Below are 25,105 nucleotides of genomic sequence, written 5' to 3'. Positions count from 1 at the left end.
GCACCGGCCTCGCGTTCAGCCGACGCGCTTCGCAGCGCCGCGCAGCGAAATGTCCGTCACCATACGATCCTCCGTCCCGGTCCGCATCCGTCGCGCGCCTCGTGCGTGCGATCCACCGAATAAACGAAACGCGCCTGAGGTTTTTGAAGTCCGCGCTTCCGTATGCACGGCGACGCCGCGCGTTGAAAGGTTCGCGCGCGTGCCTTCAAGGGCAAACATTTCAGCGCCACGCGAGCCGGAATTATTTTCGCGCAACGGACATTCATCGCTTGACGCGGTTTTGAAGCGGTCCATAAAATCCACAATCTTCAACGATTGGGCAAATGCCTTGGACACTTGCAGTAGTCGACCTTCGAACGAAATCTCCGCCTGAGCGACTCACGTCCGCGCCTTTTCAACGCCGCCGTTTGTCACCCAGGCAAGCGGTGCGCGCCGTAGTACTTCCCAGTCACTCAAACGTGCACCTCGATCCGCCCCAGATGGCGTGATGCCGCCGTGCGTCCGCCGTCTGGTTCTGCCGCCGCCTCGCAGTCGGCCGTGCGCGCGCGCCTGTCGCCAAGCGCGCGCATGCGGTCATCCGCGGGCCGGACGGCGGAAGTCAGATAAACAATATTTGCCACGGGGTGCATCATGTCCACGCCAACCAACGTCTCTCCACCGGGCGTCCCGCCACGCAGCGCCGTGCTCGACGATGCGCACGTCGGCGATATTCGCGGCGCCTTCGGCTCGATCGCGCATCACGACACGGCGCCGCGCGGGTCTTGGCGGGCGCGTTTGCGCACGCTTCTCGCGATACTCGGGCCGGGCCTCATCGTGATGGTCGGCGACAACGATGCAGGCGCGTTCGGCACCTACACGCAGGCGGGCCAGAACTACGGCACGAGCTTGCTCTGGACCATGCTGCTGCTCGTGCCCGTGCTGTACGTGAATCAGGAGATGGTGCTGCGTCTGGGCGCAGTGACGGGCGTCGGCCATGCGCGGCTGATCTTCCAGCGCTTCGGCAAGTTCTGGGGCGCGTTCAGCGTCATCGATCTGTTCCTGCTCAACGCGCTGACGATCGTCACCGAGTTCATCGGCATCACGTTCGTGCTCGATTTTTTCGGGCTGCCCAAGGTCGCGGGCGTCTGCGTCGCGGCCGCGCTGACGATGGCCGCCGTCAGCACCGGCGACTTCCGCCGCTTCGAGCGCTTCGCGGTCGTGCTATGCGTGCTGAGCCTCGTGCTCGTGCCGGTGCTCGTCGCGATACATCCGCCGGTGTCGCAGATGACGCGCGATTTTCTCGTGCCCAACTGGCCCGCGCACGCGAAGCTGTCGGACGTGATGCTGCTCGTGATCGGCATCGTCGGCACGACGGTCGCGCCGTGGCAGCTCTTTTTCCAGCAGAGCTACGTGATCGACAAGCGCATCACGCCGCGCTTCATGAAGTACGAGAAGGCCGATTTGTGGATCGGCATTGCGTTCGTGCTGATCGGCTCGGTCGCGATGATGAGCTTCACCGCGGCGCTGTTCGCCGGGCATCCCGAGTTCGGCAGCTTCACCGATGCCGGCGGCGTCATCGCCGGCCTCGAAAAGTACGCGGGCCGCACGAGCGCGACGCTGTTCGCGGTCGCGCTGCTCGACGCGAGCATCATCGGCGCGGCGGCCGTGTCGCTGTCGACCGCGTACGCCATCGGCGACGTCTTCAAGATCCGGCACTCGCTGCATCGCGGCGTGGCCGACGCGAAGGGCTTTTATCTGGTCTACTTCGGCATCGTCGCGCTCGCGGCCGCGATCGTGCTGATTCCGGGCAGCCCGCTCGGCCTGCTGACCGAAGCGGTGCAGACGCTCGCGGGCGTGCTGCTGCCGAGCGCGACCGTGTTCCTGCTGCTGCTTTGCAACGACCGCGCCGTGCTCGGTCCGTGGGTCAACTCGAAGAAGCTGAACCTGTTCACGGGCTCGGTCATCTGGGTGCTCGTGATGCTGTCGATCATCCTGACGGCCGCCGTGATGTATCCGGACATCAGCGGCGAGACGATCATCGGCGTGCTCGCCGGCGGCACCGTTCTGGCGATCGCCGGCTTCGCGGCGAGCGTGCTGCTGCGTCGCGTGGGCGCCTTTGCACAAACGACGAAGACGGCGCAAGCGACGCACACGAGCGTCGATCGCGCGCAACGCGACACATGGCGCATGCCGCCGCTCGACACGCTCGCCCCGCAGAAAATGACGCTCGCCACGCGCATCTGGATGGGCGTGCTGCGCGGCTATCTGGTGATCGCCGTCGGGCTCGTGATCTTCAAGGTGCTGCAGATGACGTTGCTGAAATGAGCGCGCGCTTGCGACGCGACGCTACTTGATCGTCGCGTCGCCGTGTGCCTCGGCTTCGCGCCCGGACTGATCCGGCCCATCCTCTGCTTCGATCGACGCCTGCGCCTGTTGCCAGAACTCTTCGGCGCGACCATCCGGACTGCCTTCGCGCTCCCAGATCTCATACGCACGTCGACGGATGCGGTCCTGCTCCTTCTGTTCGTCCACGATTCCCTCCCGGTTGCGCGATTTACGCCGCTCGCGCTTGCGTTGCGCATGTGCGCTCACCGGCAAAGCAACCGGCATGCCGCATGCATCTTTTGAAAGTCAGACGGAATCGAGCAGCGTTTTTTCGAAGCACACGGCGCCGCGCTCATCGGCCGGCGTGCGGCGATACCCGCTGGCTTCGCAAAAGCGCGATGCATTCGACTCGCCCGGCGTCGTCACGACGCAGACGGTGTGATAGCCGAGCAGACGCGCTTCCTCTTCGAGATACGACAGGATGATCGCTTCCAGCCCGCGATACTGCGGGCGAACGTAGAGCCGCATCAGTTCGGCGGCGTGATAGCTCTGCCGCCGGATCGCGCCGCATCCCATTGCTTCGCCCATCGCGTTGCGCGCCACCACGTAGCGCGCGCGGATGCTCCGCAGATCGTCATCGGCCACGCACTGCTGCCCGCTTTCGCCCGTCAGCGCCGCGTGATAGGCCGAGCGTTCGTCGCACAGAATGCGCGCGTCGAGCGAGTCCGGATCTTCGCTGCCGATATAGACGGTTTGGGAGTCGTCCATGCTTGCCTCGGATGAATGAAGTCTCGTGCTCCTTTCAGCAACGAGCATTCCGCGAAAGCATCGACGCGTCGTGTTCCATAAGGACGGGTTACGGACGACCGACCGCTAAGTTTTCGGCCCACAGCCGGATCGATAATGCATCTGCTATCGACCAAGGCCTTCTCCTCTCACGGGTCACGAGAAACCGCGATGCACGACGACAACGACAAGATCACGCTACTGGCCATTCCGGCATCGCAGGGACACATATGGTCGGGAAAGTTATTCGTCGGCACGGAAGAAATCGGCGAAGTCTTCGGCCAGGCATTGAGCGACCTCGAAGACGCCGCCAACGAACTCGGCTTCCCGCTGGACCAGATCCGCTGCGCGACTGGCTGAAGCGGGAACCACCGCGCATCGCTCACGTCTGAGACGGGAAATACGGCTGCATGACATCGGCGTTTCTCGCCGTATTTTCATCGGATATGCACGTAACTGTCATATCGTGGTCAGCCGGTCAGACGCAACGTACAAACCCATCGATTCCGCGCGTGCAGGAACGCGCGGAATCGCCCGCGTCCGGCCGCCGCATTTCCTTTTACCGATTTACATTCGACTTTGAAAAGGAGCGGTCAATGTTTCAGTATCCCGGTTATTTCGCGTATCAGGTTCCGTCGCTGGCGCGCGCCAATTTGCAGGCATTCCTCAACATGACGGGGCGCTTCGCAAGCGGCATGCAGGCGCTCGGTGAACTGAACGTGCAGACGGTTCGCACGGTCATCGACGAAAGCAATGCGCTTCTGCGCGCAGGCGATGAAGCCGGCGCCGGCGACGTCCTCGGATGGCAATCGGTCATGCTGGCGCAGTTTCCTCAGAAGGCCGCATCGTATGGCCAGCATGTGCTGTCGATCATCACATCGACGCAGGACGACATCCTGAGCGAAGTGCGTAATCAGTACGAGCGCAATGGCATCAAGTTCGGCGACATGGCGAACGCCGCCGCCGATGACGCGCAGACGGCGGCGCAATCGTCCGGCGAGCTCATCACGAATCTGGCCGATGCGACGAATGACGCCGCGCGCGAAACGGGCGGCGCCGTGCTGGATGCGAGCGGCGAAGTCGCGAAGACCTCGCGCGCCACGGCGAAGCGTTCGGTTTGATCCAACGGGCGCATTGGACTACGTCTTCGATTACTCGGTGATGCGCTTGAAACTCGAGTAGTAATCGTCGGTGTAGTAACAGTCGCGGGTCTGCTTGCGCGGCCCGCCACATACGATCCGGCGCTGCCCGCGATCCGCCGAACCCGGCGTGCGAACCGTGTATGCACGGTAATAGCCGCGCGGATGTTCCGGCAGCAAGGTCGCGCTGTTGCGGAACAGGACGCCGTCCTCGCTGAAAGGGAACGGGCCGCCCGCTTTGATCAGACGGAGCGTTTCGGCGGCTTCCGCGGGCAACTGCGCGCGGGCGATGGCAGCGAGCGCGCCGTGCGGCTGCGCGCCCGATGCCGCTGCCGCGCCGCTCGCGGCCGACGCGGGCTGACTCGCCGCCTGACTCGCGGATGCGCCCGCTTCCGATGCGGCTTTTTGCGATCCGTCCTTGTTGCAACCGCCGACGACCGCGCTCAACGCGACGATGCAGGAGAAACACCAGGCTCGCTTCACGGGACGGTTGTCTCCGGTTGACCAGCATTCGACGGATCACGAACGAATCAAGGTTATCGTTTATGACTGAGCGAAGCAACGACCGGGCGGAAATAACGGGAGCTTCATCCGGCCGCCCGCGCGGATAGCCTAAGCGCGTGCCTTGCACTCAGCGCCAGCAATACGCACGACAGCGCATTGAAGAGAAACAGTCCGCTCGGCCCGATGAGCGTCATCAACGCGGATGCCAGCGTCGGTCCCGTCATGCCGCCGAGAGAAAAGAGCACGAGCAGCATCGCCGACACTGCAACGCGCAGATGCGACTCCGTGCGGTCCTGCACATGCGACACGATCAGCCCGTATTGCGTGAACGTCACGGCGACATAAGCCAGCGTCGCGCACCATGTGACGATGCGAAAATCCAGGCAGAACAGCACGAGGCTCAACACCGCCGATGTCAACGAGGTCCATAGAACCAGACGCCGCCGGTCGATGCGATCAGACAGCCGTCCCATCGGGAACTGCGGCAGCAAAGCGCCGATCAGCGCAACGCCCATGAACGTCGCGAGTTCCTCCGTCGTGAAGCCCGAGCGTTGCAGATAGACGGGCATCAGCGCATAGAAGTTGCTGTAGATGAAGCCGGTCAGTATGCAGCCCGGCACGCCGAGCGGCGCCACGGCCATCATTTCGCGAAGGCTCTCTCCCCAGCTTCGCGCGGGCACGCGATCGAGATTCGCATCGTTCACTTTCACCGGCCAGCCTTCCATCAACGTGACCGGCAACACCGCCGCCGCAAAGAGCGCCGCGCTGATCGAGAACTGCTGCGCGCCGGACCCCGCGCCCACATTCAGCAGGAACTGGCCGCTGCCCACTGCCAGATAGTTGATCGCCGCGTACAGACCGAATACCTGGCCGCGCTTCTCGTTGTCGACGGTGCCGTTGAGCCAGCTTTCGACGGACGTGTACAAGCCCATGAACGCGACGCCCGTGAGAAGGCGCACGCCGCCCAGCACCCAGGGCGACTGCGCCGCGCCGAAAGCGAGCGCGAGAATCGAGGCCGCCGCCGAGAACGCGACGAACGTCCGATGCTGACCGATGCGATCGATCAGCCGCCGATTGACGACCGCGCCCAATATGAATCCGGCGTAATAGCTCGACTGGATCAGCCCCGTGACGAACGTCGAATAGCCCGACTGAAGGATGCGCAAGGGAATCAGCGTCTGAAACAGGCCGTTCCCCGCGACGAGCAGCGCGAGGCCGAACAGCAGACCGGCCAATGCGCGCATCGTGCCGGGCTTGCCGGCGGGCGCGTGCTGACCGGGATTGGCCGCCGCGGAATCCGGCCACGGCGGCGTCTTGCGCCCGAGGAGCGCCGCTTCGTTCAGCGGGCCGGTGCGGCCGACCGCCGATTCGTCGTGCTCCTCGCTCGCGGCGCGTTCGTGCATCGCATTTTCGCGGATTTCGTTCTCATGCTCGAGATCTGACATGACACCCCTGGATTCGCCTAAGCGACTCCATGATGACAGAAGCCGACGGCTCCTATCCGCCAGCGGTGCGGTCATCGGTCAATGCGGAACACGAAATAGTTGGTAAGAGCCGCGCTGCTTCCACGTCTTTTCCGCGCAATGGATGCGACTGGCCGTTGCTACGATCGGCTCCGGCCTCGTGCCTCGTATGCCGCACGTCGAAGACGTCTCTCCCGCCTACCGCAAACCGAATCGCTACATCATGCGCAAACTCATTACTTCCCTCATCGCGTTGCTGCTCGCCTTCATGCTCGGCGGATGCGCCACCACCGTAGGAAACATCGCTTTGGGAATGGGTCTGGGCGCGGCGGGCACGCTCGGCGGAATCTACTGCGCGCTGGCCTGCTGACGCGCTCGGGGCGACGCGTTCCTCCACGTCGCCCTTCACCGGATCAAGCCGAAACTAGAAAGCGATACGCACTTGCCGCTGCGCGCAGTCGCTCTTGCATGGCGTCGAAAGCGCGGGATTGTGCGTGATGTTCGCGTTCATCAACGGAGCGGCAGCAGCGGTCTCGTAGTGTGCGGATGACGCCGCGCGAAGCCGTTCGACGTTCACCTGTCCGACGACGGCGCTCTTCTTTTCGACATCGGCCGATGTCTTCGATTCAGCGCCGGCCGGTTCATCCTTCCCGCCGTCCAGCCCTTTCATCCGAAGCACGGCCGCTTCCGCCGACGGCGCAAGCCGCTGTTCGGCGATGCCGTACTTGATGTGCTCGGCAGTCTGCTTCTTTCCGTGCGCGACGTCCGCTTGCAGCTCGGAGATGCGGCGCGTGTACCAGTCGGTCACGCACGCCTTGTCCTTGCAGTTGCGCTGACGCCATTGCCATTGCGCCACGCGATCCGCATCGAGCGCGGTCGCGTCGGTCGTCGCGTCGTGCGCCTCGCGGAAAACGGCGGCCAGCTTATCGTCGAGCGATGAAAGTTCCGGGTCCGCACAGACGAGCCGCTCCGACGCGGACGCGTCATGCGGACAGCGAAAGCTCGCGGCATGCGATGCAGTCATCGCGCCGAGCGACGTCAACATCACGCACGCAACGAGACGCGCGCAGCGCCGCAAGTCGATGGATGGGCTGTGCAGCTTCTTTTGTGTATTCATGTTTGGTTCGTTCTCGGAGATGTGTTCGTTCATTGGGCGTCGGCGGATTGAGTCGCCGTATCGAACGATATGGCATGCCTCGACAGATCGAATGCCCGATGAATGCACACTTCGCGTCAAACCTTACCGGGTGTTACTTTTTATTCGCTGCGGTAAGGGCGGGGCGCGCTGGCGATATCCGAGAACGGCTTGCGCTACGAACGCTTTTCGTCGACCGCAAGCCGATACTGCTCCATCTTGCGATACAGCGTGCTGCGCGACACGCCTAGGGCGCGCGCCGCCTGCGCCATGTTGCCCTGCGCATGCCGCAACGCACGCGCGATCGCGAAGCGCTCGGTTTCCTCGAGGCTGCCCGCGCCGGGCGTCGCGTTCGACATGACCGTGTCACGCACGGTCGGCGATTCATCGAGCACTTCCGGCGGCAGCTCGACCAGCGCGACGCGCTCGTCATTCGATGTCAGCAACAGGTTCTCGACCACGTTGCGCAACTCGCGCACGTTGCCCGGCCACGAATAGGCGCGCAGCACTTCCATCACGATGTCGGGAAACTGCCGCGCCGGCACGCCGTGACGCAGCGCGAGCGAGCGGTTGAAGTGATCGATCAGCAGATCGACGTCGCCATCGCGCTCGCGCAGGCCCGGAATGCGAATCCGCGTGACGCCGACGCGATAGTAAAGGTCCGCCCTGAATCGCCCGCACTCGACTTCCTCGCGCAAATTGCGATTCGTCATGGCGAGCAGGCGCACATCCACGCGACGCGCCTGCGTATCGCCGAGCCGATAGATCACCCCTTCTTCGAGCACGCGCAACAGCACCGGCTGCAGTTCCAGCGGCAATTCGCCGATCTCGTCGAGGCACAGCGTTCCGCCATGCGCGAGTTCGAATCGTCCGGGACGTCCTTCCGCCGTCGCGCCCGTATAAGCGCCGCGCACGTGGCCGAAGAGTTCCGCGCCGATCAGTTCCTTCGACGCCGCCCCGCAGTTGTAGGCGACGAACGGTCCTTCGTCGGATTCCTCGCCGTGGATCGCGCGCGCGAACAGCTCCTTGCCGACGCCCGTTTCGCCTTCGATCAGCACCGGCACGCGCCGTCGCGCAAGCTGCCGTCCGCGTTCGATCGCGCGCTGCATCGCCGCGCTCTGGCAGATGATCTGCTCAAAGCGGTTGCGTTGCGGGTCGGCTTCGCCGCGCGGCTGCACTTGCGGCCCGACGCGGCGCGCGCCGCCCGCAAGACGCGACGCATTCGAGAGGCCGGAAGGCTGCGGCACGATCAGCATCGCGCCGATCGCTTCGCCGTCCGCGACGACCGGATTGAACCACTCGGGCCGCAGTCCTTGCGGCAGATGATTGGCCCAGTCCTCGACGGGAAAATGCTCGCCCATGCCGGGAAAGCGCTCGCCCGGATTGACCGGCAACGCGATGCGCGCCGTCGTGTGCACGAGCCGTCCGTGCCGGTCGATGGCGATGAGCCCGGCGGCATCCGTCGAGGAAAGCCGCTGCAAGCAGAACGCCAGCAGACGCATGTGCTCGCGCGCCACCTGCTCCGCGAGCACCATTTCGATCTGGCGCGCGGCGGTGACGGCGAGCGTCAGATTGTTGATCTGATACGTCGATGGCGGCCCCGATATGTCCAGCACGCCGAGCACCGCGCCGGTCCCCGGTTCGCAGATCGGCGCGGCGGCGCAGCTCCATGCCTTGATGCCTTCGCAGAAGTGCTCGGAGCCGTGCACGTAAGTCGGCTGACGCGTGGCGAGCGCCGTGCCGATTCCGTTGGTCCCGGCCGATGCCTCGCGCCAGTCGCCGCCCGTCATCAGATGGATCTTTTCGCCGGCGTCGAGCGTGCGCAGATCGCCGGCCGCCTTGAGAATCACGCCGTCGGCGTTGGTCAAGAGAAGGATCGAATACGAATCCGCGAAGAGATCGGCGGTGGCCGTGAAAAGCCGGTCGGACGCCGCGAGCAGTTCGCGATGCCGCCAGCGCAGCGTGTTGATCGCATCGCCATGCACGGCGAACGGCGCTGCCCCCGAGGTCGGATTCACGCCCGATTGCAGACTTCGTTTCCATGATGCGATGAGTTCGGTCGGCGCGGCCGTGCTGATCTCGCCTGCGAGAAAACGCTCCCAGGCGAGCATGGTGTCGGTGTCGGAGTGATCGGCGGCGCTTGCGTCGGGCCGCGTCCACCCGGCGACGAAGGGGTCGCTCGCGCGACCGCCGCCAGCCGGCATACCGATGAGGCGCCTCGTCATGTGTCTCCTCCGTGCGAGGTGGAGCGCGGCCCGCTCTTGCGGCGGGCGTCGGCGCGACTCGCGGGGGCTGCTGCATCGGGATTCGCCGGCTTGGCCCGGCGATTGCGCAGCACAGTCCGCTGAGTATAGACCTCGTGCGTCTCCCATCCTCTCGGGGAAAACGCCCCCGTTGGCGCCGCGCGCTGTGTCGCAGCGCAGCAGCGCGCGCTACTTGCGGCCGAGCAGCTCCGCGCCCGCGCCGAGCGCCGGGCCCGCCGTCGGATCGGTGATGTCGGGCTTCTTCGCGATGAGCGTCTGCGTCGTCAGGATCAGCGCGGCGACGGAGGCCGCGTTGCGCACGGCGCTGTAACTCACCTTCACGGGATCGATGATCCCGCGCGCGGCCAGATCGGCGATCTCGCCGGTGCGCGCGTCGAGTCCGGTCGCGCGATCCGCCTTCGCCACCTGCGCGACGATCGACGCGCCGTCCAGTCCGCAATTCGACGCGATCGTGAACAACGGCTTCGCGAGCGCGCGCTTGAGCAGCATCGCGCCGAGTTGCGCGGCGCCGTGGCTTCGCGCGATCAATCCGTCGAGTTGCGCCGATGCCCGCAGCAGCGCCGTGCCGCCGCCCGGCACCACGCCTTCGGCAATCGCCGCGCGCGCCGCGTTGATGGAATCCTCGATCAGATGAAGCCGGCGCTTCTGCTCGACGGGCGTCGCTCCGCCCGCGAGGATCATCGCGGTGCCGCCCGAGAGCTTCGCGAGGCGCACTTCGAACTTGTCGCGCTCGACGTTCTCCGGCGCCATGTCATATTGCCGCGCGACCTGCTGGCGTCGCGCCGATACGGCGGCGGGGTCGCCCGCGCCCGCCGTGATGATCGTCTGATTCGACGACACGCGCACCTGGCGCGCGCTGCCGAAGTCGCGCATGTCGATGGCGTCGAGCCGGCCGCCGAGATCGCGCGCGATGACGCGCCCGCCGGTGACGATCGCGATGTCTTCGAGCATCGCGCGCCGCCAGTGGCCGTATTCGGGCGGATGAATCGCCGCGACGCCGAAGCCTCCGTTGTCGCGATTGGCGAGCAGCGTGACGACGCACGCGGGCGCGACTTCCTCCGCGATGATGAAGAGCGCGCGCTTGTGCTCGTTCGCGAGCGCGAGAATCGCGGCGATGTCGTTCTGGCTTTGCAGGCGCTGATCCGTCATCAGAATGAGCGGATTGTCGAGCACGACCTGCATGCGTTCGATATCCGTCACCATGTGATGCGAAAGATAGCCGCGGTCGAACGCCATGCCTTCCACCACTTCGAGCCGCGTCTCGACGGTCGAGCCGTATTCGACATCGACGATGCCGTCAGCGCCCACGCGCTCCAGCGCCTCGGCGACGAGACCGCCGGTAAATTCGTCGTTGGCGGCCACCACGGCGACCGCGCGCACTTCTTCCGGTCCGGAAAGCGGCGTCGCGGAACGCTTGAGCGCGTCGATCGTTTCGTACACCGCGGCTTCGAGGCCCTGCACGAGTTCGACCGGATTCGCGCCGTCCGCGAGACATTCGAGGCCCTGCTGCACGAGCGCATCGGCGAGCACGGTGGCGGTCGTCGTGCCGTCGCCGGCGACGTCGTTCGTCTGCTTCGACACTTCCCGCACGACCTGCGCGCCGATGTTCTCGAACGGATCTTCCAGCTCGATCTCGCTCGCGATGCTCACGCCGTCGCGCGAGATGATCGGCGAGCCGATCGGCCGGTCGATGATCGCGTTCATGCCCTTCGGCCCGAGCGTTCCGCGCACCGCCCGCGCGAGCTTGCCCACGCCCCGGCCGAGCGCCGCGCGCGCTTCTTCGTCATGCAACATGATGTTCGGCATCGTGTGCTCCTGTCTCCTGTCTTTCGATTTATGTCCGTATCGTCGATGCATCGCGCGTTCGCGGATAGAAGCGAACCGGCTTCTCTTCGACATCGTCGTAACGCGCCGCAAGAAGACCGCGGCATAGCGCGCTGTTGAACTCGGCGTTGACGCCCACGCGCCGCAACTCGCGCAGATACGCGCCGAGCGTCGCAGGATCGAGCGGCGCGCCGTGCATGTCGATGAACGCGGGCTGCGCTTCGTCCATCGCGCCGCCGCATACGTGACGCCGTTCCATGTAACGCGAGATCAGATGCGCGCGTTCCGGCTCGTCGGCAAGCGATGCAAGCTCGCCGATGGTGAGCCGCACGAGCGCCTCCGCTTCGCGCCCGCTCGCCAGCAGATGCGCGAGCAACGCCGCCTGCCTGCGCTGAAACGCCTTGACGAGAAATGTCTGCCGCACCGCGTCGAGATCGTCGTTCGCGGCATCGCCGAATGCCTGCCGGAACGACAGGTTCTGCGCCATGCCGCGATTGATCTCGTTGGCGTACATGTGCTCGTCGAGCGTCATGCCGATGCCCGTCACCCACGGCAGATCCGCGATCGCCGCGCGCATGTCCGCCGCCATCAGATACGCGAAATTGGCGGCGCACCAGTACGTCGGAAGCCGGAAGGCGATGCTCACGCCGCCATCGGCATCGACATCGACGGACGTGACGAAGCCGAGCTCCGTCACCGACTCGTCGAGTTCCGGATCGATGACGGATGCGAGCCGCTCCCACACTTGCGCCGCCGGTTCGCTCACCGCGCTCGCGGCGCTCATGCGTGCGCGACCGCGCTTTGCGGCGTCTGTTCGAGCAGCTTCTTCTGCGCCTCGATATCGATGCCGTACAGACGCGCCGCATTCAGCCCGAGGATTTTCTTCTTCGCCTCCAGCGACAGCTTCGCGCCCGTTTCCTTCGCGACCGATTCGGGCAACTCGAACGCCATGAACTTGTCGATGAGCCACTTCGGCGACCAGATCGCGTAATCGCTGCCGTAGAGAATGCGGTCCTCGCCGATCCAGAACAGCAGCTCCGAAATCACATGCGCGAAGTATTCCGGCCGCGTGTGGATGAACGGCAGCACGACCGCGAGGCCGCCATACACGTTCGTCTCCTGCGTGGCGATCCAGCAGAAGTCATCGAGACGCGGCAAGCCGCAATGCTCGACGATGAAGTTCAGGTTCTGGAAGCTCGTCGCCACGTCGTCGATATCGGCGACATCGAACGCATCGCGATTGAGCGGCAGGATCGTCGGTCCTTTATGAACGTGAATGTTCCTGATGCCGAGCTTCTCGCAGCGTTCGAGAAACCGGTACGCGCCCGGATCGGAGAGCTTGTAGCCCTTGCTGTCGCCGCGCCATTCGGCCGTGTAGAGCTTCACGCCCTGAATCTTGTACAACTGCGCCAGCTCCTCGAGACGTTCGAGCCCCGCTTCGCCGTCACGCGGATCGAACGCGCCGTTCACGATGAACCGATGCGGATACTTCTTCTTCACCACATAGTTCGCTTCGGTGGTATTGAAGCCGTTCTTGTAGAAGTCGGTCAGATAGGTCGGCTGGCAGATCGCCATGTCGTCGTAACCGGTGACGAAAAGGTCTTCATACATGACCGCTTCGCCGTACTGGTCGAACTTTTCCTTCGGCCACAGGTATTCCTTCGGGCTCAGGTTCTTGTGATACGCATAGAAGCAGTCGATGAACTGCTGGCCATGCACGTTCTTCACGTTCGCCTTGCTGCCGTCCCAAAGATGAACGTGCCCGTCGATGATGAAAATGTCCTCGCCGTCCTGGGTTCTGAACATGTTGCTGTCTCCGTGGGGTTGTCGCTCGCGGGCGCACCCGCGAACGTTTTCATTCGTAGGCCATTGCGTCTTCCATGTTGCCGAACAGCACGACGGTATCGTCGTCGATCATCACCATCCGTCCGTAATGCGTCGATGTCGATATCTCGAACAGATGTGGCGTCATCTCGCGGCCCAGCACGTCGCTGATTTCGCCCATCTTGAACTCGATCTTTCCCTGTCCGTCGATGCGGATCATCGCGGGCAGATACGTCACGGTGATGCCCGGCTTCGTCGCCATCAGTTCCGCAATCGCGCGCGCCTCGACGCTGTCGTTCATCGTGACGCCGCATTGATGCGAGATGGTCTGATCGAAGCGAAGATCCTTGATCGGCTTGAAGATGTTGTCGGTATGCACTGACATGAGCGGCTCCTGTTCGCGGTGGATTCAGGCTTGAATGGAGAGCGAAAACGGAATGCCGACTTCCTTCGCGATCAGTTGCGCGCGCTCGACCGAACTGCTCAGGGCGTCGGTGTATTGCGCGGCTTTCGCGTGCGGAATGGACCAGATCGGCTGAAGATGCTTCGCGGCATCGGCGGCGAGCGCGCCATGCTTGTCGAGCCACGCGCCGAAGAGCGCGCGGTTCGCATCGCCATGCGCGGGATCGTTGGCGAGCATGTGGAACAGCTCGACCGCGTTGGCGAGATTGCGCTCGTAGTCGCCTTCGGCGGCGGATACCACGGTCGGCGTCACGAAGTCGTTCTGCGCGGCAGCCACTTGCATGATGAAGCCGCTGCGAAAGAGATCGCCGACGAGCGGCTCGAACACGACGTTCACCGCAAAATACTTTTCGAGGTAATCGGTCGCGCCGCCGATGGTTTCGATCGCGCGGCGCGTGCCCTGCCACATCGGATCGTTGAGCCAGTGCTCCTTGCCCGCGTCGAGATCGAAGCCCGGCAGATCGAGCGCGATCTCGCCGAGATACAACGTCAAGTCCTGAGCGAAGCGCAGTTTGTACGATGCATTGGTCAGGATCGCGCTATTGATCATCTGCGTGTAGCCGTAGCGCTGCGCGTGCATGGTCGCCGTGCCGAGCCCGAATTCCGCGTGCTTGTACGCGCCGAGATGATGTTCGAGCACCTTCACCCAGGCTTTGTCGAAGCGCTTGACCGCGCCCGAGCGCCGCGCATTGCCGATCGCGTTCGTAATCATTCCGACGATGGTCGACTGGCGCTGATAGTGCGTGCGCTCCCATTCTTCATCGACCGCGCGGAACGTGTGCCAGTCCGAGCATTGCGCGGCGGTCCACGTTTCGGAATAGGTCGGCGTGCCGTCGGCGAATTGCAGTATCCAGTCCTGAATGAGATAGCGCTTCGGGTCTGGCTGCACGTCGACGGTCATGTCTTCGTAATGGCTTGCCTTGCGTCCTTTCGGTTCGAAATAGTTGTACTTGCGGCTGTCCCAGCCCACGAACTGCGCCGCGCCCGCAGCGCCCGACTTAAGCGGCGATGACTGCTCCGTCGACGTACTCATGTCATGTCTCCTTTCCGATCAGCGAATATCAGGGCGACGGGCCGTCATCGGACCGCCTGCGTGAACTTGTCGAAATACAGCCGTTCCGGTTCTACGCCGGCCATTTGCAGCACCGGGATCACGGCGTCGATCATCGCCGTGGGACCGCACGTGTAGGCATCGATATCGCCTGCGAGCGCTTCGTCGCGCAACGTGCGGCTCACGACTTCGTGGATGAAGCCCGTCTCGCCCGTCCACTCGTCGGCGGGTTCGGCGTTCGAGAGCGCCGGAATGAAGCGGAAGTCCGGCAGCTTGTCAGCGAAGTCCGCGAACTCGTCGAGATAGAACAGATCGCGGCGCGTGCGCGCGCCGTAGAAGAAGCGCACGGGCCGCTCTTCGCCGCTCGCGACGTGGTCCTGCAAGATCGACCACAGCGGCGACATCCCCGATCCGCCGCCGACGAGAACCATCGGGCCGGGCTGATCCTCGCGTCGAAAGCAGGTGCCGTACGGACCTTTCGCGATCATCCGGTCGCCGGGCTTGAGACCTTCGTCGAGCCGCGACGAGAACGCGCCGTTCGGGTACTTCTTGATGATGAAGGAGAGGCGCCGTTCGCCATCGGGCGGATTGGCCATCGAGAAAGAGCGCGTGATGCCCGCCGATGGCAGCGTCAGATCGACGTACTGCCCCGCCCAGTAACGCAACGGACGGCTCAGTTCCACTTCGAGCAGCCTGATGTCGTGCGTGAGCGCGGCGATGCTCGTGACGGTCGCGTCGTATTCGGCGACGGGTATGGAGCGGCGCATCAGGTCTTCGTCGTAGTTGAGCAGTTCGACGGTGAGATCGCTGTAGGCCAGCGTCCTGCAAAGCAAGACGTGACCCGATTCCTTCTCGTAGTCGGGCAGTGCGAAGGTCGAATACTTCTTCATCTCGACGTCGCCTTCGACCAGCAACGACTTGCAACTGCTGCACTGCCCTTCCTTGCATCCGTGCATGACGGCGATGCCTTGACGGAACGCCGCTTCCAGCACGGTTTCGCCTTCCTCGACCGACATCTCCACACCGACCGGCTCGAAGCGGACCGTGTGCGTCACAGACTCATCGCCGCTCATACGCGCCTCCCTCGCATCGGTCAATTGCACGGATTGATCGTGAAGCCCGCGCGATACTCCGCGATGTGCTTCTCGCGCTGCTCCGGCGTCATCTCTCGTATCAGCACGATCGGGCTTTGGATCGTGTGGCCGCGCACATCATCGAGCGTCCACATGTCGCGGTTGTCGAAACGCAGATGCGGTTGAGGCACGAGCGTCTTGCCGTCGCTGCGCACGAAGCCGAGATCCTTGATGCAATCCGCGAGGTTCCAGCCGTGATAGACCTCTTCCCATTCGCGGCGCCCGCTGAAACGGCCCATCGCGGGCGTCGGGCGGCCTTCGTATTCCGACGCGAACGCGACCTTGTGCGTCCATCGGCATAGCTCGGAGCAATACGTGTAGAGCTTGCCGTCGACTTCATCGACGCAGAAGTCCTCGCGAATCAGGCACGGCACGAGGCAGCTCCAGCAGCGATGCGGATACACGTAGCCGTTCTCCTGATCGAACAGCATGTTGGTCTGGCCGGGCACGCTCTTCTTCGCGTACCACTTCCAGTACTCGCCGAACTCCGCATACCAGCCGGGATACTTGTGCTCGAACCACTCGAAGTCTTTCTCGGTCTGCGCCTCGATGCGCCAGAAGTTCACCGGCCAGCCGACCGAGAAGAACTGCGCGACCTTGTGCACGTAGTTCTTCTTGACGAGGCGATCCCACGCGGCGGCGACATCGTCGTGATGAATCTTGATGCCGTACTTTTCGAGCGGCAGCATGTAGGTGCGGTAATAGTCTTCGTAGATCCACCGATGCCACAGCTCCGCATACGACTCTTTCTTCTTGTCGCGGTCCGTCGTGCCGTATTCGATGAACGTGCCGATAGCCGCATCGACGATCGCGTGGTTCTGCCAGAACGCGTAACGCAGATCGCGTTCGAGCAGCAGATGATTGTCGGGGTCGTTGATGACCGACATCATCAGCGAATGGCCGTTGCCGATGTGACGGCTCTCATCCGATTGCACGGAAAGGAACACCGTCGGCAGCGCGTAGTCGCCGTTGCGCGCGGCTTCCGACGGCATCGCGACGAACAGCGTATTCGTGAACGCCGTTTCCGCGACCACTTGCAGGTACACGTTGGCGGCCGTCACGGCGTCGCCGGTCAGGAAGCCTTCAGCGAACTGACGTCCGATGGTCGTCGCGTAGCACTTGCCGAACGCGGCTTCGGTGATGTCGAAACCCGCCGGATCGATGTAGTTCTCCATGTACCACTTCTTCAGATTCATCTGGATCGTCGAGTGGCGGAACTCGTCGACCATCTGCATCGTGAAGCCCGTGCGCAGTTCTTCGCCGGGCGCGAGACGGCCCAGCATCGCCATCGAGCGCGCGGCCGAGATTTCCGGGAACGGAATGATCGCGAGGAACAGCTTCATCCATTCGACCCAGCGCGGTTCGACATTGCGGAACATGTCGCCGCGCAGCGCGGCATCGAGCGCGCCGTAGACGCGGTTGTCCTTTTCCTCCTGCATCGGGAAATACGAGCGCAGCACCTGCTTCATCGGATCGCGCGGCGCCTTGCTGATCTTGTAGTCCGTCGGGAAGGTCATCGCTTCCTGAACGTAACTGGGTGTCCAGCCGAGATCGGCGACGCGTTTTGCCGCCTCGCCGATACTGATGCCTCGCTGGGATGTGATCTTGTTGAGCGTTAATGCTTCTGACATCGAGCTCTCCTTGTCCGGTTACAGGGCGATTGCGCCGTTTGCATCGGCACGGCAGCATGAAGAGCGACAAGCGTGCCATCCGCGAATACGCCGTTTCATCGGTTTTCGATGCGCTTGTGTCGTGGAACGCGACGATCGAATTTCTTACGGTGTCCCGAATTGCGACATCACTCAATGGTCGACGATGATCTTGCTCGCGCTTGCATTTGCCGCATCCGCGACCGGCTGACCTTGTGCGATGAAACGCGCGGCGAGTATCAGCGCGCCCATCGCGAAGTCGCGGCCATGCGCGGCGATCATGTCGTCGGACAGCGCGCCGAGCGGCTCGAAAAACGCTTCCTTCGTGGATGCATCGGTCGTCATCTCCGTCTCCCTCGAGCGTCTAATGCGAACCTGAAATGCGGAATAACGCGTGCGGCAAATACACGAGCGCGATCTCGCCGGCTTCGGTGCCATAGGCGAGACGCCCGCCGTCGGGCGCCCACGCAAGCGCGGATATCGCCGCGCCGCCGTTGGCCCGGACGAACAGCACGTCCGCGCCGCCGGGCTGGCACAACAGCACCGCGCCGCTTCGATAACCGACCGCGATCAGCGGCAACGACGGATGACACGCGACGACACTCACCGGCGCGCTGCCCGCGACGCCGCATTCGCGCGGACGATCATCCGCATCGGGCGGATCGAAGCGCCAGCACACCGCGCGCGGTCCGCCGCTCGTGACGAGCACGCGGCCGTCCGCCGAGAACGACAGCGAGCCGGGCTGCAGCGCATAGCCGCCGAGTTCGATATCGTCGCCATCGGGAAGACGCCAGCCGTGCAGCGCGTTGCCTTCCGTGCCCGCGACGAGATACCGGCCATCGGGACTCCACGCGATCGCGCGCGGCGATCCGGCGCACGCAAAGAGCCGCGACGTCGCGGCGCGCGTATCCCACAGCGTGACGCCGCCCGCGTGAGCGATGGCGAGTCGCTGCGCGGTGGGCGCGAACATCAGCGCGGTCGATGAAGCGGGCAGCGTCAACTCGCTTTCCATCGCGCCGATGAGCCGCACCAGCGCGCCGCTCGCATACGCGCGCACGCCCGAGCGCGAAACGGCGACGTGATCGATTCGTCGGCCGTGCTGCGCTATGAGCTGGCGCACATTGCCATCGATGTCCATCTGCACGAGCCTGCCGTCATCGCCCGCGCTCAGAAAGCCGCCATCGGCATCGGCGGCGAGCCCGAGGCTCGCGCCATCGTGTATCGCAAAGCGCGCGAGCGGCGGCGGCGGCGCGGTGGCCTTGATCAACTCGACGCCGCGCGTCTCGTGCGCCTTGAGTTGCGGACCGCCTTCCCATTCGCCCGACGCGAGCACGAGCGTTCCATCGCCGAGCGTGAAGCCCGCGTGAGTGCCGCCTACATTCCACGTCGCCGCCGTCACGCTCGCGTGCGCCGTCCAGCACGCGCCGAGCAGCTCGACGAGCGGCGTGGGCGCGCTTACGTTCATCGCGGATCGCGGCCATGCGCGGTGCGCGTCGCCGCCTCCGCGTTCGCGAGCGCCGCCTCCAGACGCGCGCGCTCTTCCTCCAGCGCGCTCAGCGCCCGGTCCGCCTCCCAAAGCTGATCGCGCAGCATTTCGATGCGCAACAATTGCAGCGACGTGCGCGCTTCGGGCCGGCTCGCGGCCAGCGCGCTTTCGAGTTCGATTTCGACGCCCGCGAAACGGCTCTTGCTTCGCAGATGCTCCGAATTGATCCACGTGAGCTCGATCACGAGCCGCACGCGCTCCGATATGGGCGTGGGTTGGCCCTGCGCAGTCATGGCGTTCTCCGCTGAAAGCCTGGCTTGCGGGCCTCGTCTGTCGCGAGGCCGGCCGGTCGTTACGGAATGAGGACCGCGCGTCCCTTCACCTTGCCGTGATGCAGGTCGCGCAGCGCCTGATTCGCCTCGCTCAGTCGATACTCGCGCGTCGCGAGATGGACGAGTCCGCGATCGGCCAGCGCCATCAGCTCGACGAGTTCCGGATACGTGCCGACCAGATTGCCGACGATGGTCTTTTCGCTCGTGATCATGTCGATCGTCGGAATGTCGATCTTTCCGCCGTAGCCGACGATGTAATAGAAGCCCGCGTTGCGCGTCATCGCGAGACCTTGCGCGATCGCGTTGCCTTCGCCGACGAAATCGATCACGGCTTCCGCGCCGTTGCCTTGCGTGAGTTCGAGCACGCGCTCGACGGCGTCGTCGCCGCCCTGAACCGTATGATGCGCACCGCATTCCTTCGCGAGCGCGAGGGCGGTCTCCGATCGGTCGACGACGATGATCTCCGCCGCGCACAGCGCGTTCAGCACCTGAATGCCGATGTGACCCAGACCGCCCGCGCCGATCACGACGGCGAACTGCCCCGGCAAAAGATGACGCGATGCCTTCTTCGCGGCGCGATAGGCAGTGAGGCCCGCGTCGGTGTACGGCGCGACGTCCTTCGGCGCGAGCGTGGACGGCAGGCGGATCAGCGAACGTTCGCCGGTCGCGAGATATTCGGCATAGCCGCCGTTCGCGTTGATGCCGGGAAAACGGCTTTCGGTCGCGTGCATGTCGTCGCCGCGCCGGCACGCGAGACAGTGGCCGCTCGTGACGAGCGGATGGCAGATGACCGGATCGCCCACCTTGACGCTTTCGACGCCCCGCCCGACCGCCTCGACCCAGCCGGCGTTCTCGTGGCCCATGATGTAGGGCAGCGCGATATCGACCTTGCTGCGCCAGATGCCTTCGACGATATGCAGATCGGTCCGGCACACACCCGCGCCGCCGATCCGGACGATCACATCGTCGGGCCGCGAGATTTCGGGAGTGGGGACGTCTTGATAGCGGACGAATTCGTCGCGGGACAACGTTTCGTCGTACTCATGCAGCACGGCAGCCTTCACGTGATGTCTCCTTGTTCGTTATCGTCGATGCTTCGCCGAAGCGATGCGCCGGGATAAGAGCAAGGACCACGCCAATCGCGATGCGAGCGGGGGCATCGCGTGAGCCTGCGTGGATGGCCTTCGCGTTCTGTGATGACGGCATCGGCAGGGTTTGTCGCAAAATCGGACACCCTGCCGAAGTCCTGTCCATGCGGATGTCGCAACTTGCGACATCCGCCTGCTACGCATTGCAGCGCACAACGCCCGGCGACCCGATGCATGGGTCGCCGTCTTTCATACGGCGTTATTGGCCGGCTGCCGGCGATACGACGCTCGGCGTTGCCAGCGTGTTGTTGCTCTTCGGCGCGGGCGCGTCGGACTTCGTCGTGCTGTTCGTGCTGCTCGGCAAGCCGCTATTGGGCTTGGCGGCCATGCCGCTGCCGGAATGGGTGGTGCCCGGCGTGCCATATCCGCCCGTCGCGCCGTTCACCTGATTCGCCGGGCTGGCGGTGCTGCCCGTCGAGCCGCTCGATCCTCCCGCCGTCTGCGCATAAACGCCGCTCGACAGTGCCGCCGCGGCTAAAGCCGCGATGAGTGTGCCAATTGCCTTGTTCATGATCCGTCCCTCCTTGATCGGACTGGAAATTAGGACGCAGGCGTTTCCGTCTGCTCGATCATGAGTTGCGCAATGACCGTGCCGCGCCCGGGCACACGAAATGCAGAGGTCGATGCGTTATTAAGTTATCCGATTCACTTCAATCCCCCGACGATGCGTTCCATCTCGCTTTCGCCGAACGCGCGCATCGTCGTCGATCGGACGTTGCCGAGTGCGCCGAGCGCGAGGCCGAGGCGCGTCGCGGTTTCATCGTCGGGTGCATCGAACGATGTAACGAGATCGTATGCGCCAAGCGTCCAGTGCAGTGCGCCGATGGTCGCGCCCATCGCCTTGCTCGCTTCGCGAAATGCGCGCGCGCGATCGACCGTGTCCTTCGCGGTACGCACGCCCTGATCGGTCCAATTCAGCAGCATGATGTAGGTAGCCATGGTGTCCTCATCGAATGAAAGTGAAGCGGCCGCACGTATTGACGCGCCGCGTTTTCTTTGCGTGCATAAAGAGGCAGAGAGGAAGCAGGACAAGGCGGCAATGGCGCATGAGCAACAGCGCTTCCGTTCGGGAAAGCCGCAGTATGGATATCGATTGACTTCGAAAAAAGTATAGGCGACGGCGACTGTTAACAGCGCGCTTTCACGGCGCGATCGCGGCGTCGCGAGACGAAAAAAAGCCCCGTCGGAAGATGCGAACGCGGCTCATCGCCTTCGGCTGCGGAACGCGCTTACTTGCAGTGGCGTTCCCAGTGATGATGCACTTTGACCTTGTGGCAAACCTGATGGTGATTGTGCGAAGCGGCGAAAGCCGGAGCGACGGAAAAAAATGCCGCACCAGCGGCAAACACAGCAATGACAGCCTTTTTCATGAGTTCGTTAGGTTCTGGATTGGGAAAGAGAGGAGATGCTAGCAGCGCGAGCTTACGGACACATTTACGCGGCTCGTCAGCTTTTCGGCTTCGCGTTGAGCCTTCGCCACAACGTCGTCTTGCTGATGCCGAGCGCCTTGCAGACGGCATCGCGATCGCCGCCGAACGCAGCCAGCGATGCGCGGACCTGATCGGCTTCCACCGATCGGCTGAGATCGCGCAGCGAGCGGTCCGCGTTTGCGTCGGACTTGTCCTCGAACAGCTCGGGCGCGATCGCTTCCAGTTCGTCGAGCGCGAGTGCAAGGGGCGCATCCCGATCCGATAACTCCACCGCGATACGCTCGACGATGTTCTGCAACTCGCGAACATTGCCCGGCCACGGATATCGGCACAGCGCATCTTCCAGCGGCGCGAGCACGCGCGCCGCCGCTTCGCGATCGGGCACGCGCGACGCAAGCGCCTTGTCGCGCCGCGCGGCCTGTGTCAGCAGCGCGGTCGCCAGCAGCAGGACGTCGCTGGAACGTGCGCGTAACGGCGGCAACGCGATGCTCAGAATATTGATGCGATAAAAAAGATCGGCGCGAAACGAACCATCGGCGACGCCTTGCGCGAGCGTGCGATGCGTCGCCGCGATCACGCGAATATCGACGCGCGTCGGCTCCGTCGATCCGAGCCGTATCACTTCGCGCTCCTGCAGCACGCGCAGCAGCCGGCTTTGCAGCGACGGCGGCATCTCGCCGATTTCATCGAGAAACAAGGTGCCGCGATGCGCCGCCTCGATCAGCCCCGCCTTGCCGCCCTTGCGCGCGCCGGTGAACGCGCCCTCCTCGTAACCGAAAAGCTCGCTTTCGAGCAGGGCTTCGGGAAACGCGCCGCAGTTCATCGCGACGAACGGAAAGTCCTTGCGGCGGCTCAGCCGATGCATGCTCTGCGCGACCATCTCCTTGCCCGTGCCGCTTTCGCCGAGAATCAGCACGGTGGCGTCGGATTTCGCGTAGCGGCGCACGAGCGAACGCACGCGCTCGATCGACTCCGATTCGCCGACGACATCCTCCAGCCGATAACGCGCGACGAATTCCTGCGCGCCCTGCCGCGAGCGCAGCGTCCGGTCGAGCCGCTCGACCGCGCGCGATTCCTGGAAGGTGAAGATCGTGCCGCCCGACGCGCCATCGCTTGCGAGCGGTCCGCGATGGATCGCGTAGCTCACGCCGCGCACCGCGCCGAACACGTCGCCGTCGGCGGAAGGCAGCACGCCGTCGAGTTCGGGCGCGACATCGAGCAACGCCTGTCCGACGGCGCGCGACGCATCCGCGATGCCGAGCGCGGCGGCGAGCCGCCGATTGATCGCTTCGATGCGGCCAAGCGCATCGACGGCGACGACGCCATCGCGAAGATGCTGCAACAGGTTGTCGAGCCGATTGCGCCGCGCGACTTCGCGGCGCATCGCCTGCGCGACTTCGAGCGCCGTCTCGAACGCGGCGACGACCGACGTGCGCGAATACAGAAACACCGCGCTCATGCCCGCGTCCGCCGCCAGATCCGCGACGAGGCCGGGGCCGACGACCACATCGACGCCGCGATCGCGCAGATCGAGCACGAGGTTTTCGGCGTCCTGCGCCGAGCGATAGGACGCGCAAATCACGTCGATGCCATACACGGCGAGGAAGCGGCGAATTTCCGCGGGCGTGTCGCCGTGCGTGACGAGCGCGACGCTCGCGCCCTCGCGCCGCGCCTTCGTGAGCGCATGCATCACGTCGAAGCCGGTCGGACTGATGACGACGACCGGCACCGACACGCGGCTCTTCAGATAAGCACCGTTCGAGCCGCCCGCCACGACGACATCCGGCCGGCCGTCGCGCGCCGATTCGATGCTGTTCGCGGCATCCTCGAAGCCGAGCGCCACGACATCGAGTTCGGCGCGATCGGCGTAGGTGTCGACGAGATCGATGAACAAATCCCTTAGCCGGCTGATGCCGACCGCCCAGATGCGCGGGCGCGACCCGGTTTCGGTTTGCATGATCGTCTGCGCAAAAAAATCCAGTATGCGCTACGGATTTCAGTTTCGAAACAGGAAATTTCAGGCGTGAAATCAAGCGCTGGGAGCCGAAACGTCTAAATCACTAAAAATCAACGAGTTAGAAAAATATCGCAAGCTGGCAAGGTAGTTGCTTTTATATGCAGCACTTTTTCAGGAGACAAACGTGAGTTCCGAAATCCAGTCCGCACAGACCGCCGGCGCGCGGTTCCGCCAGGCCGTCCGCGAGGAATCGCCGCTGCAGGTCGTCGGCGCGATCACCGCTTACGCCGCGAAGATGGCCGAAGCCGTCGGGTTCAAGGCGCTCTATCTGTCGGGCGGCGGCGTGGCCGCGAATTCGCTCGGCATGCCCGACCTCGGCATCAGCACGATGGAAGACGTGCTGATCGACGCGCGCCGCATCACCGACGCCTCGTCGCTGCCGCTGATGGTCGATATCGACACCGGCTGGGGCGGCGCATTCAACATCGCGCGCACGATCCGCTCGTTCATCAAGGCGGGCGTGGCGGCGGTACATATCGAAGATCAGGTCGGACAGAAGCGCTGCGGGCATCGTCCGGGCAAGGAAGTCGTGCCGACCGGCGAAATGGTCGATCGCGTGAAAGCCGCCGTCGATGCGCGCACCGACGATTCGTTCGTCATCATGGCGCGCACCGATGCGGCCGCCGCCGAAGGCATCGACGCGGCGATCGAGCGCGCCGTCGCGTATGTCGAAGCGGGCGCGGACATGATCTTCCCCGAAGCGATGAAATCGCTCGATGACTATCGCCGCTTCAAGGCTGCGGTGCGCGTGCCGATCCTCGCGAATCTGACCGAGTTCGGCTCGACGCCGCTCTTCACCGTCGATGAACTGAAGGATGCGAACGTCGACATCGCGTTGTATTGTTGCGGCGCGTATCGCGCGATGAACGCAGCGGCCTTGAACTTCTACGAGACAGTGAAGCGCGACGGCACGCAAAAGGCCGCCGTCGAAACGATGCAGACGCGCGCCGACCTGTACAAATACCTCGGCTATCACGCCTACGAAGACAAGCTCGACCAATTGTTCGCAGCGAAGAAATAACCCTTGTTTCAGGAGACAAATTCATGAGCGAAGCAGACAACAGCACCGCAAGCGCGGGCGCATTCAAGCCGAAGAAATCCGTCGCGCTGTCGGGCGTGACGGCGGGCAATACCGCGCTGTGCACCGTCGGCAA

Annotated in this window: 27 protein-coding genes; 5 read left to right on the top strand and 22 right to left on the bottom strand. The window is 64.1% G+C overall.

The window, feature by feature from the left end:
• Nucleotides 1–15 precede the first annotated feature (15 nt).
• Nucleotides 16–336, bottom strand: a complete 321-nt coding sequence (locus NCS02_RS33610; RefSeq protein ID WP_144403549.1) for a hypothetical protein — start codon at nucleotides 334–336, stop codon at nucleotides 16–18.
• 294 nt (nucleotides 337–630) lie between these two features.
• Between NCS02_RS33610 and NCS02_RS33605 the strand changes: the two genes are divergently transcribed.
• Nucleotides 631–2,304, top strand: coding sequence for an Nramp family divalent metal transporter (locus NCS02_RS33605; protein ID WP_250459646.1), 1,674 nt, complete (start codon nucleotides 631–633; stop codon nucleotides 2,302–2,304).
• Between the two features lie 21 nt (nucleotides 2,305–2,325).
• On the opposite strand, the gene NCS02_RS33600 is transcribed toward NCS02_RS33605, so the two are convergent.
• Both NCS02_RS33600 and NCS02_RS33595 read right to left on the bottom strand, forming a co-directional pair.
• Nucleotides 2,326–2,589: a DUF2934 domain-containing protein gene (locus NCS02_RS33600; RefSeq protein WP_008345827.1), complete on the bottom strand. Its 264-nt coding sequence runs from the start codon at nucleotides 2,587–2,589 to the stop codon at nucleotides 2,326–2,328.
• Nucleotides 2,590–2,610: 21 nt separating this feature from the next.
• Nucleotides 2,611–3,072 carry a GNAT family N-acetyltransferase gene (locus NCS02_RS33595; RefSeq protein ID WP_008345829.1) on the bottom strand — a complete coding sequence of 154 codons (462 nt, stop codon included), beginning with the start codon at nucleotides 3,070–3,072 and terminating at the stop codon, nucleotides 2,611–2,613.
• Nucleotides 3,073–3,261: 189 nt separating this feature from the next.
• Between NCS02_RS33595 and NCS02_RS33590 the strand changes: the two genes are divergently transcribed.
• Together NCS02_RS33590 and NCS02_RS33585 are read left to right on the top strand one after the other, a co-directional pair.
• Nucleotides 3,262–3,450, top strand: a complete 189-nt coding sequence (locus NCS02_RS33590; RefSeq protein ID WP_250520501.1) for a hypothetical protein — start codon at nucleotides 3,262–3,264, stop codon at nucleotides 3,448–3,450.
• A 236-nt stretch (nucleotides 3,451–3,686) separates the two neighbouring features.
• On the top strand, nucleotides 3,687–4,211 hold the full coding sequence (locus NCS02_RS33585) for a phasin family protein (protein WP_250442174.1): 525 nt from the start codon (nucleotides 3,687–3,689) through the stop codon (nucleotides 4,209–4,211).
• Between the two features lie 30 nt (nucleotides 4,212–4,241).
• On the opposite strand, the gene NCS02_RS33580 is transcribed toward NCS02_RS33585, so the two are convergent.
• A complete protein-coding gene (locus tag NCS02_RS33580; protein ID WP_250459648.1) occupies nucleotides 4,242–4,712 on the bottom strand; it encodes a ribonuclease in 471 nt (156 codons plus the stop codon).
• A 104-nt stretch (nucleotides 4,713–4,816) separates the two neighbouring features.
• Nucleotides 4,817–6,178 carry an MFS transporter gene (locus NCS02_RS33575; RefSeq protein WP_175982203.1) on the bottom strand — a complete coding sequence of 454 codons (1,362 nt, stop codon included), beginning with the start codon at nucleotides 6,176–6,178 and terminating at the stop codon, nucleotides 4,817–4,819.
• Between the two features lie 142 nt (nucleotides 6,179–6,320).
• Here NCS02_RS33575 and NCS02_RS33570 point away from each other — a divergent pair, with 142 nt between their 5' ends.
• Nucleotides 6,321–6,566, top strand: coding sequence for a hypothetical protein (locus tag NCS02_RS33570; protein ID WP_144403548.1), 246 nt, complete (start codon nucleotides 6,321–6,323; stop codon nucleotides 6,564–6,566).
• Between the two features lie 54 nt (nucleotides 6,567–6,620).
• Here NCS02_RS33570 and NCS02_RS33565 read toward each other — a convergent pair whose 3' ends face one another.
• The 17 genes from NCS02_RS33565 to prpR all read right to left on the bottom strand — a co-directional run bounded on the left by NCS02_RS33565 (nucleotide 6,621) and on the right by prpR (nucleotide 23,891).
• On the bottom strand, nucleotides 6,621–7,313 hold the full coding sequence (locus NCS02_RS33565; RefSeq protein ID WP_250520500.1) for a lysozyme inhibitor LprI family protein: 693 nt from the start codon (nucleotides 7,311–7,313) through the stop codon (nucleotides 6,621–6,623).
• A 194-nt stretch (nucleotides 7,314–7,507) separates the two neighbouring features.
• Nucleotides 7,508–9,556, bottom strand: a complete 2,049-nt coding sequence (locus NCS02_RS33560; RefSeq protein ID WP_175982205.1) for a sigma-54-dependent Fis family transcriptional regulator — start codon at nucleotides 9,554–9,556, stop codon at nucleotides 7,508–7,510.
• A gap of 207 nt (nucleotides 9,557–9,763) precedes the next feature.
• Complete coding sequence (locus NCS02_RS33555; protein ID WP_250520499.1) at nucleotides 9,764–11,401, bottom strand: molecular chaperone GroEL; 1,638 nt, start codon at nucleotides 11,399–11,401, stop codon at nucleotides 9,764–9,766.
• Nucleotides 11,402–11,429: 28 nt separating this feature from the next.
• On the bottom strand, nucleotides 11,430–12,203 hold the full coding sequence (locus NCS02_RS33550) for a metal-sulfur cluster assembly factor (RefSeq protein ID WP_250520498.1): 774 nt from the start codon (nucleotides 12,201–12,203) through the stop codon (nucleotides 11,430–11,432).
• Complete coding sequence (locus NCS02_RS33545) at nucleotides 12,200–13,225, bottom strand: amidohydrolase family protein (RefSeq protein ID WP_008345850.1); 1,026 nt, start codon at nucleotides 13,223–13,225, stop codon at nucleotides 12,200–12,202. The genes NCS02_RS33550 and NCS02_RS33545 overlap by 4 nt, the downstream gene beginning before the upstream one ends.
• A gap of 49 nt (nucleotides 13,226–13,274) precedes the next feature.
• Complete coding sequence (locus NCS02_RS33540; RefSeq protein ID WP_008345851.1) at nucleotides 13,275–13,628, bottom strand: MmoB/DmpM family protein; 354 nt, start codon at nucleotides 13,626–13,628, stop codon at nucleotides 13,275–13,277.
• Between the two features lie 24 nt (nucleotides 13,629–13,652).
• Nucleotides 13,653–14,738, bottom strand: a complete 1,086-nt coding sequence (locus NCS02_RS33535) for an aromatic/alkene monooxygenase hydroxylase subunit beta (RefSeq protein ID WP_008345854.1) — start codon at nucleotides 14,736–14,738, stop codon at nucleotides 13,653–13,655.
• Nucleotides 14,739–14,782: 44 nt separating this feature from the next.
• The gene (locus tag NCS02_RS33530; protein WP_175982208.1) at nucleotides 14,783–15,829 is read right to left on the bottom strand and encodes an NADH:ubiquinone reductase (Na(+)-transporting) subunit F; all 1,047 of its coding nucleotides are present in this window, start codon (nucleotides 15,827–15,829) and stop codon (nucleotides 14,783–14,785) included.
• Between the two features lie 20 nt (nucleotides 15,830–15,849).
• Nucleotides 15,850–17,520 carry an aromatic/alkene/methane monooxygenase hydroxylase/oxygenase subunit alpha gene (locus NCS02_RS33525; protein WP_250523628.1) on the bottom strand — a complete coding sequence of 557 codons (1,671 nt, stop codon included), beginning with the start codon at nucleotides 17,518–17,520 and terminating at the stop codon, nucleotides 15,850–15,852.
• A 171-nt stretch (nucleotides 17,521–17,691) separates the two neighbouring features.
• Nucleotides 17,692–17,883, bottom strand: a complete 192-nt coding sequence (locus NCS02_RS33520) for a hypothetical protein (RefSeq protein ID WP_250523627.1) — start codon at nucleotides 17,881–17,883, stop codon at nucleotides 17,692–17,694.
• 19 nt (nucleotides 17,884–17,902) lie between these two features.
• Nucleotides 17,903–19,003, bottom strand: coding sequence for a WD40 repeat domain-containing protein (locus NCS02_RS33515; RefSeq protein ID WP_250520496.1), 1,101 nt, complete (start codon nucleotides 19,001–19,003; stop codon nucleotides 17,903–17,905).
• Nucleotides 19,000–19,317, bottom strand: coding sequence for a hypothetical protein (locus tag NCS02_RS33510; protein WP_008345862.1), 318 nt, complete (start codon nucleotides 19,315–19,317; stop codon nucleotides 19,000–19,002). The genes NCS02_RS33515 and NCS02_RS33510 overlap by 4 nt, the downstream gene beginning before the upstream one ends.
• A 59-nt stretch (nucleotides 19,318–19,376) precedes the next feature.
• Nucleotides 19,377–20,420 (bottom strand): NAD(P)-dependent alcohol dehydrogenase, encoded by a 1,044-nt coding sequence (locus NCS02_RS33505; protein ID WP_175982210.1) that lies wholly within the window; start codon nucleotides 20,418–20,420, stop codon nucleotides 19,377–19,379.
• A gap of 283 nt (nucleotides 20,421–20,703) precedes the next feature.
• Complete coding sequence (locus NCS02_RS33500) at nucleotides 20,704–21,015, bottom strand: hypothetical protein (protein WP_250523626.1); 312 nt, start codon at nucleotides 21,013–21,015, stop codon at nucleotides 20,704–20,706.
• 134 nt (nucleotides 21,016–21,149) lie between these two features.
• A complete protein-coding gene (locus tag NCS02_RS33495; RefSeq protein ID WP_008345865.1) occupies nucleotides 21,150–21,443 on the bottom strand; it encodes a GYD domain-containing protein in 294 nt (97 codons plus the stop codon).
• 290 nt (nucleotides 21,444–21,733) lie between these two features.
• Nucleotides 21,734–21,874, bottom strand: a complete 141-nt coding sequence (locus NCS02_RS33490; protein WP_167561871.1) for a hypothetical protein — start codon at nucleotides 21,872–21,874, stop codon at nucleotides 21,734–21,736.
• 76 nt (nucleotides 21,875–21,950) lie between these two features.
• Nucleotides 21,951–23,891, bottom strand: coding sequence for a propionate catabolism operon regulatory protein PrpR (gene prpR / locus NCS02_RS33485; protein WP_175982212.1), 1,941 nt, complete (start codon nucleotides 23,889–23,891; stop codon nucleotides 21,951–21,953).
• 184 nt (nucleotides 23,892–24,075) lie between these two features.
• Here prpR and prpB point away from each other — a divergent pair, with 184 nt between their 5' ends.
• Entirely contained in the window at nucleotides 24,076–24,972 is an 897-nt protein-coding gene (prpB, locus tag NCS02_RS33480) for a methylisocitrate lyase (protein WP_008345869.1), read from the top strand.
• Nucleotides 24,973–25,105 lie beyond the last annotated feature (133 nt).

Origin of the sequence: Caballeronia sp. NCF2 (assembly GCF_023631205.1) — a bacterium.
Lineage (GTDB): Bacteria > Pseudomonadota > Gammaproteobacteria > Burkholderiales > Burkholderiaceae > Caballeronia > Caballeronia zhejiangensis.
The sequence above is the reverse complement of the archived record's forward strand: the minus strand, read 5'-3'. Positions and strand labels throughout refer to the sequence as shown.